At 74.7% G+C, this 7312-nt stretch carries 5 protein-coding genes; 4 read left to right on the forward strand and 1 reads right to left on the reverse strand.

Translation table 11 applies throughout. The features are described from left to right. The first annotated feature begins 166 nt into the window (after positions 1-166). Positions 167-1378, forward strand: a complete 1212-nt coding sequence (locus MNZ29_RS15310) for an efflux RND transporter periplasmic adaptor subunit (protein WP_242355752.1) — start codon at positions 167-169, stop codon at positions 1376-1378. Then, positions 1379-4579, forward strand: coding sequence for an efflux RND transporter permease subunit (locus tag MNZ29_RS15315; protein ID WP_242355754.1), 3201 nt, complete (start codon positions 1379-1381; stop codon positions 4577-4579). A 10-nt stretch (positions 4580-4589) separates the two neighbouring features. On the opposite strand, the gene MNZ29_RS15320 is transcribed toward MNZ29_RS15315, so the two are convergent. Beyond that, on the reverse strand, positions 4590-6014 hold the full coding sequence (locus tag MNZ29_RS15320) for an NAD(P)/FAD-dependent oxidoreductase (RefSeq protein ID WP_242355756.1): 1425 nt from the start codon (positions 6012-6014) through the stop codon (positions 4590-4592). Positions 6015-6181: 167 nt separating this feature from the next. Here MNZ29_RS15320 and MNZ29_RS15325 point away from each other — a divergent pair, with 167 nt between their 5' ends. Both MNZ29_RS15325 and MNZ29_RS15330 read left to right on the forward strand, forming a co-directional pair. Continuing rightward, positions 6182-6793: an RNA polymerase sigma factor gene (locus tag MNZ29_RS15325; RefSeq protein WP_308197065.1), complete on the forward strand. Its 612-nt coding sequence runs from the start codon at positions 6182-6184 to the stop codon at positions 6791-6793. Next, on the forward strand, positions 6790-7312 hold a 523-nt coding region (locus MNZ29_RS15330), incomplete at its 3' end, for a zf-HC2 domain-containing protein (protein WP_242355758.1). The genes MNZ29_RS15325 and MNZ29_RS15330, both read left to right, overlap by 4 nt.

Genomic DNA, 7312 nt, shown 5'->3' on the forward strand with positions numbered 1-7312 from the left:
CGCGCACCATTCGTGTCGGCCCTTTGCGAGCCGCGTGGCGCGAGCGCAGATCGCGAGCCAAAGGTCGTTGACCCCAATCAGGCTCGCGCTTCGGCCCCCATTTCGGTCATAAGGAGGGGTCCGCCAGCAGGGGCGGTCCTTGTTTCCGATCAAGAGGAAGGCACGCATGGCGAGGCGACCCCACCGGATGGCGACGCGCGTCGCGGCGATCGCGCTCACATTCCTGGCGCTCGGCGCCTGCAAGCGCGGCGGTGACGGAGCGGGCGGAAAGGCGGCCGCGCCGGAGCCGATCACCCTCGCGCCCGAGAACGTCGCCACGGTGACCGAGCGGACGCTCCAGGCCGGGCCGGACATCTCCGGGACGCTGCGCGCCAAGCGCGCCGCCGCCCTGCGGGCGGAGGTTGGCGGGACCGTGCTCGAGGTGCTCGCCGAGGCGGGCGAGCGCGTCCCGCAGGGAAAAATCCTGGCGCGCGTCGACGTGACGGCGCTCCGCGACGCGCTCGTCGCGGCCCAGTCCGGCGTCTCCGCCGCACGAAACTCGCTGCACGTGGCGGAGGCGAACGCGAAGCGGGCGCGGACCCTCGCCGAGGCGGGCGCCTTCGCCGTCCAGCAGGCGGAGCAGGCCGAGGCGGCGCTCGAGGGCGCGCGGGCGCAGCTCGCCGACGCGCAGTCGCGGTTCGTCTCCGCCCAGCAGCAGGTGGCGAAGTCGCAGGTCAAGGCGCCGTTCGCGGGGGTCCTGTCCGAGCGGCAGGTGTCGGTGGGGGACATCGTGGCGCCGGGGGCGCCGCTCTTCACGGTCATCGATCCGGCCCGGCTGCAGTTCGAGGGATCGGTGCCCGCCGCGCAGGTCGGCCTCGTGCGGCCGGGCGCGCGCGTGGACTTCACGGTCACCGGCTTCGAGCAGGTGTTCCAGGGCGAGATCGAGCGCGTGAACCCCGCCGTGGACCCCGCCACCGGGCAGGTCCGCGTCTACGTCGACGTGAAGAACGACGACGGCCGGCTCATCTCGGGCCTCTACGCGCACGGCCGCGTCGCCGCGGAGAGCGCCACCGGACCTGCGGCGCCGGCCAGCGCCGTGGACGACTCGAGCAAGCCGCCCACCGTGATGCGCGTCGCGGGGGGGAAGGTCGAGCGCGTCTCGGTGGAGGTCGCGCTGCGCGACGACGTGACCGGCGCGGTGGCCTTCCGCTCGGGCGTGAACGCGGGCGACGTGCTCGTGCTCGGCTCGGCGCGGGCGACCCTCCCGGAGGGGGCCCCCGTGCGCGTCGCGCAGCCGGAGGCGCCGGGGGCAGGCGCCGGGGCGCCGCCGAAGCAGGAGGAGCGGAGGAGCGCGAGGCCGGAGGACGGCGCGCAGGCGTCGGACGGCGGGGGGCGGTAGATGTTCGTCTCCGACTTCGCCATCAAGAAGCCGATCGTCACCGTCACGGTGATGCTCGCGCTCGTCATCTTCGGGCTCGTGGCGCTGTTCGCCCTGAAGACCGACGAGTTCCCGGACGTGCAGCCGCCCGTGGTCGCCGTCACGATCGTCTACCCGGGCGCGTCGCCGGAGACGGTGGAGCGCGAGCTCATCGATCCCATCGAGGACGCGATCTTCTCGATCAGCGGGATCGACGGGAAGCAGACCACCGCCTCCGCCACCGACGGCCTCGCCCAGTTCATCGTCTTCTTCGACTTCGAGAAGAACCTGCAGGAGGCGACGCAGGACATCCGCGACGCCATCAGCGAGAAGCGCGCCGACCTGCCGCTCGAGATGGAGGAGCCGATCATCACGCGGTTCGATCCGTCCGACGAGCCGATCGTCTCCCTCACGCTCACCTCGGACTCGATCGACGTCCCGGCGCTCACGCGCCTCGCAGACGAGGTCGTCTCGCGCGAGCTGCGCGCCGCGCAGGGGGTCGCCGACGTCCGGCTCGTCGGCGGGCAGAAGCGCGAGCTCACCGTGGAGCTGAACCCGCAGGCGATGGCCGCCGCCGGCGTCGCGGCGAACGACGTGGTGGGGGCGCTCCAGGCGCAGAACCTCGCCGCGCCGGTCGGGCGGGTGAACACGAAGCTCGGCGAGCAGTCGATCCGGCTCACCGGGCGGCTGCAGACGCCGGAGGAGTTCGCCGCGCTCGCGGTCGCGACGCGGAGCGGACAGGTGGTCCGGCTCGGGCAGGTCGCGTCCGTGAAGGACGGCGCGGAGGAGCCGCGCACGCTCGCCCTCTACGACTCCTCGGAGGCGGTCGGCCTCGAGGTGCTGAAGACGAAGGGTTACTCGACGACGGCCGTCGCCGACCAGATCAAGGCGCGCGCGAAGGCGCTCGAGGCGCGGCTGCCCAAGGCCGCCAAGCTCCAGGTGGTCCAGGACGCGGGCCAGCGGGTGCGCCGCTCGGTGAACGAGGTGCAGACGACGCTCGTCGAGGGCGCGCTCCTCACCGTGCTCGTCGTGTTCTTCTTCCTCAACTCCTGGCGCTCGACCGTCATCACCGGCCTCGCGCTGCCGGTCTCGGTGCTCGCCGCCTTCATCAGCGTCTGGGCGTTCGGCTTCACGCTCAACACCATGTCGCTCCTCGGGCTCTCGCTCGCCATCGGCATCCTCATCGACGACGCCATCGTGGTGCGCGAGAACATCGTCCGGCACATCGAGCTCGGCGAGGACCACACCACCGCCTCGTTCAAGGGCACCGACGAGATCGGCCTCGCGGTCGCGGCCACGACCTTCTCGATCGTCTCGGTGTTCGTGCCGGTCGCGTTCATGTACGGGGTGGCCGGCCAGTGGTTCAAGCCGTTCGCCCTCACCATCGCCGCGGCGGTGCTCGTCTCGCTCTTCGTCTCCTTCTCGCTCGACCCCATGATGTCGGCCTACTGGCCGGACCCCCAGATCGAGAAGGGCCAGGCGCGCGGCCCGGTCGGCCGGGCGCTCGGCGCGTTCAACGCCTGGTTCGACCGGCAGGCGGACCGCTACAAGGGCGTCGTCTCCTGGGCGCTCGACCACCGCTGGATCATGCTCGCGGTCGCGTCCCTGTCGTTCTTCGGCGCCATCTTCCTGCAGGCGACGTTCGGCGGCGCGGGGTTCGTGCCCATCTCGGACCGCAGCGAGGTGAGCCTCATCGTCCAGACGCCGCCGGGGTCGTCGCTCGAGTACACGCGCGCCAAGGTCGAGGAGGCGAACGCGATCGTCCACCGCCACCCGGAGGTGAAGTACGTCTACTCCTCCATCGGCACGCCCATCCCGCTGCAGGCCCCCGGCGTGGATCAGGCGCTCGTCTACGTGCGGCTCGTACCGAAGAAGGACCGGAGCGTCTCGCAGGACGCGCTCGGGGCCATCCTCCGCCGCGAGCTCTCGCGCGTCGCGGGCGCGGACATCTCGGTGTTCACGAGCGGCTTCGGCGGGGCGTTCAAGTCGATCCAGCTCGAGCTGCGTGGGCCGGAGTCGCGCGTGCTCGCCCAGTACGCGGAGCGGGTGAAGGCGGTCGCGCAGTCGGTGCCGGGCGCGGTGGACGTCGGGCTCTCCACGCGCGGCCAGAAGCCGGAGCTCGAGGTGGCGGTGAACCGCGGCCTCTCCGGCAACCTCGGCGTCACCGTCGGGCAGATCGCGCAGTCGCTCCGCATCGCCTTCGCCGGGCTCGACTCGGGCGACTGGGTGGATCCGACCGGCGAGACCCGCGACGTGATGGTCCGGCTCGCCCCCGAGGCGCGCGAGCGCGCCGCCGACCTGCGGCAGCTCCCGCTCGTGCTCCACGCGCAGAACGGCGGGAACCCGCAGGTGGTGCCGCTCGGGCAGGTCGCCGCGGTGCGGGAGGGGCTCGGGCCCGCGCAGATCTCCCACCTCGACCGCGAGCGCGTCATCAACATCCAGGGCAACGTCGCGGGCCGCTCGCTCTCGGAGGTGGTGCAGGACATCGAGAAGCGGCTCGGCGCGGAGGTGAAGCTCCCGCCGGGCTACACGCTCCGCCAGGGCGGCGAGAGCGCGGACCAGGCCGAGGTGTTCACGCGCGTGGGCCTCGCGCTGCTCCTCGCCGTGCTGCTCATGTACCTCATCCTGGTCCTGCAGTTCGGCTCGTTCCTCGACCCGCTCGCCATCCTCATGTCGCTCCCGCTGTCGCTCATCGGCGTCGTCGGCGCGCTCCTCGTGACGGGGGACACGCTCAACATCATGAGCCTCATCGGCGTCATCCTCCTCTTCGGCATCGTCGCGAAGAACGCCATCCTCCTCATCGACTTCGCGAAGTGGGCGCGCGAGGAGCGAGGCATCTCGATCCGCGACGCGCTCGTCGAGGCGGGGCGGATCCGCCTGCGGCCCATCATGATGACGAGCGTGGCGATCATCGCGGGCATGATCCCGGTCGCGCTCGGCCTGGGCGAGGGCGGCGACTTCCGTGCGCCGCTCGGGCGGGCGGTGATCGGCGGCGTCATCACCTCGACGCTCCTCACCCTCCTCGTCATCCCCACCGTCTACGAGATCATGGACGGCCTCCGGGAGCGGGTGCGCCGCATGTTCCGCCGCGTCCTGCGCCCGGGCCACGCCGGCGAGGGCGGGCACGAGCCCGCGCCGGCGCCGCACGCGCGCGCGGGCGGGGTGCGGCGCGAGCTGGACTGAGCGGGGCGCCCTAGCCCATCCCCCTCAGCGCCGCCTGCGCGGCGTGGTACCCGCACATCCCGTGGACCCCGCCGCCCGGCGGCGTGGACGCCGAGCACAGGTAGAGGCCGCGCACGGGCGTGGACCAGGGGACGAGCCGCGCGGCCGGGCGGAAGAGCGTCTGCGCGAGCGTGTTCGCCCCGCCGCCCACGTCGCCGCCGACGAGGTTCGGGTCGTCTGACTCGAGCGCGGCGGGGCCTCGGACCGCACGCGCGAGGACGCGCTCGCGGAAGCCCGGCGCGAACCGCTCGAGCTGCGCCTCGATCCCCGCGAGCGCGTCGCCGGCGAAGCCGTTCGGGACGTGGCAGTAGGCCCAGGCCGTGTGCCGGCCCGGCGGCGCGCGCGAAGGATCGAACAGCGTGGGCTGCGCGACGAGCACGAACGGGCGCGCCGGGGATACGCCTCGCCACACGGCCGCCTCGGCGGCGGCGATCTCCTCGAGCGAGCCCCCGAGGTGCACGGTCCCCGCCCGCTCGCACTCCCCGGCGCGCCAGGGGATCGGGCCGTCGAGGGCGTAGTCCACCTTGAACGCGCCGGGACCGTACCGGAACCGCGCGAGCGCCGCGGCGTAGCGCCGCGGCAGGCGATAGCCCGCGACGCGGAGCACCTGGCGCGGCGTGAGATCGAGGAGGGTCGCGCGCGCGGTCGGGAGCGCGTCGAGCGAGGTGACCTCCTCGCCCGTCACGATCGTGCCCCCCCGCGCCCGGACGAGGCCCGCGAGCGCGTCGGCGATCGCCTGCGCCCCGCCGGCCGGGAACGGCCAGCCGAGCGCGTGGCCCGCCCCGCCGAGCACGAGCGCGAAGGCCGCGCTGGGGGTGCGCTCGAGCGGGAGCTGCGCGTGCGCGGCGAGGCCTGCGAGGAGCGCGCGCGCCCGCGGGCCACGGAAGCGCGCGCGGGCGAGCGAGGCGGCCGGCACGAGCGCGGGCAGCCCGAACCGCGCGAGGAGGAGCGGTCGCCGCGGGACGCGCAGCAGGCCGCCGAAGAGCTCCTCCACGAGCGCCTCGAACCCGTCCGCGATGGGCTCGAGGAGCGCGCGCCACGCCCGGGCGTCGGGGCCGTCGAGCGAGTCCCCCGTCGCGGCGAAGGAGCGCGAGAGGAGCGCGGCCGTGCCGTCGTCGAACGGGTGCGCGGCCGCGGCGGGGGGCTCGATCCAGGAGAGGCCGTAGGCCGCGAGCGGCAGCCGTCGCAGGAAGGGCGACCCCGCGGCGAGCGGGTGGATCGCGGAGCAGTGGTCGTGGCGAAAGCCGGGCAGGGTGAGCGGCAGCGTGCGCGCCCCGCCGCCCACCTCGGCGTTCCGCTCCAGCACGCGCACACGCACCCCGGCGGCGCCGAGGGCCACGGCGGCCGCGAGGCCGTTCGGGCCGGAGCCGACGACCACTGCGTCCGGGGAGATCACCGGCCGGTGGTAACGCGCGCGGCCGGGTCGCGCGAGCGCCGCGCCGGGGGGCTCTCCGGTCGAGTGCGTCAAGGCGGCGCGACGGGCGCCCGCTCGACGGCGTACAATTTGTCGTCAGATCCTTTTCGTGGCTCGTGCGTTCGAGAGCCTGAAGGCCCGGAGCGACGGTGCCGCCGGACGAGAGCGACGAACGACTCATGCTGCGGTTCCGGGGGGGCGACGCGCGGGCCTTCGAGGCCCTCATGCGCCGCCACCGCGCGCCCGTCTTCTCGTTCCTCGTGCGGCTCACCGCCGACCGGGCACGGGCCGAGGATCTCTGTCAGGAGGTGTTCCTCAAGGTGGTGAAGGCGTCCCGCACATGGGAGGAGCGCGCGCGGTTCAGGACCTGGGTGTACGCGATCGCCCGGAACCTCGCGATCGACGAGGCGCGCCGGGCGGCGTTCCGGCGCGCAGAGCCGCTCGACGCGCCTGGCCCGACGGGCGCGGCGGCGCACGCTGCGGACGGTCCGTCGCCGGACGCGGCCGCCGACGCGGCGCTCCTCCGGCCCCGGCTCGAGGCGGCGCTCGCGGCGCTGCCGGCCGAGCAGCGCGAGGTGTTCCTCCTCCGCGAGTACGCCGGGCTGCGCTTCGCGGAGATCGCGGAGGTGACCGGCACGCCCGAGAACACTGTGAAGAGCCGGATGCGCTATGCGCTCGAGGCGCTGCGCGTGGAGCTCGCCGCCGCGGGCGTGGGCCCCGACGACGGCGCGCCGTCCGCGGCGGGAGGGGCGTCCCGATGAGCCACGAGCGCTTCGCCGAGCTCCTCCTCGAGCACGCCTACGGCGAGCTGTCGCCACGCGAGGCGCGGGAGGTGGAGGCGCACGCGGCCGCCTGCGCGGAGTGCGCCGCGGAGCTCGCGCGCATCCGCGCGACGCGGCAGACGATGGCAGCGCTCCCCCAGGAGCGCGCGCCCGAGGCCGGCGAGCGGATCCTGCTCGCGGCGGCCCGCGAGGCGGCGCGCGAGCGCGGCCCGGCGCGGATCCTGCCCCGCTGGAGCTGGTCCGCCGCCGCCGTCGCCGCCGTCCTCCTCACCGTGGGGGCGGTCTCGTACCGGCTCCTCGCGCTGCGCCCCGCTGCGGAGCGGCCGGGCGAGGAGCTCCTCGGGCACACGCAGTACGCGGAGGCGCCGCCGCCGGGCTCACGTTCGGGCGCGACGAGCGACGCGGCGGCGCCGGCAGCGGCGCCGGTCCCGGTCGGTCCGGGCGCGACCCCGTCCGCCTCACGGCCGGCCCGCGCGGACGGGGAGGCGCCCGCGCCGT

Origin of the sequence: Anaeromyxobacter sp. SG64 (genome assembly GCF_022690745.1) — a bacterium.
Classification (GTDB): domain Bacteria; phylum Myxococcota; class Myxococcia; order Myxococcales; family Anaeromyxobacteraceae; genus Anaeromyxobacter; species Anaeromyxobacter soli.